We start from the raw sequence: 575 nt of genomic DNA, 5'->3' as shown, positions 1-575 counted from the left end.
AGGTGCCGTTCAGCATCGCGTGCGGCGATTTTGGCAAGCGGTGCGAGGATCGAACTTTCACCCTTCAGAGCGATATCACCCAGCGAGATGAGGCCTGTCATCCGCTTCTGCCGGTTGAGCACAGGAAGATGATGCACCTGGCGCTCCTGCATTTGCCCAAGCGCCTGCTCCAGGGTCTGGTCCTCGAAACAGAAGAATATGCCGGGCGACATCACGGCGCGGCACGTCAACGCATCGAGGCGTTCGCCGGCGGCCACGCCGCGGCAGGTGATGTCGCGATCCGTGATCATGCCAACGAGCCGATCGTTCTCGCCGATCGGCACGCAACCGATACCTTCATCACGCATGACGCGCGCGACTTCCTGTATCGGCGTGTCGGGGGAGTACCAACGCACTTCGCCGGTCATCGCTTCCTTTACCAGCATGGTAGCCTCCATGTGGCCTGGTCCCATCGGGATCGCGGACGGATGCAGCACAAAGACGGGACCGGGCAATGGCATTGCTGCGGACAATACCGCCCGCGAAGTCCCGGAATCACTATGCACCCGGACGATGCGGTCTGACCAGACCATTCA

General features: G+C 61.6%; 1 protein-coding gene. It reads right to left on the bottom strand.

Annotated elements, in window-relative coordinates; genetic code table 11:
• A partial coding sequence (locus G6N73_RS36215) for a CBS domain-containing protein (protein ID WP_246252845.1) occupies positions 1-407 on the bottom strand: 407 nt, incomplete at its 3' end.
• Positions 408-575: the final 168 nt, after the last annotated feature.

This window comes from Allomesorhizobium camelthorni, assembly GCF_011045125.1.
Classification (GTDB): Bacteria; Pseudomonadota; Alphaproteobacteria; order Rhizobiales; family Rhizobiaceae; genus Allomesorhizobium; species Allomesorhizobium camelthorni.
Note: the sequence above shows the minus strand (reverse complement) of the source record. Positions and strands in the feature narration are given on the sequence as shown.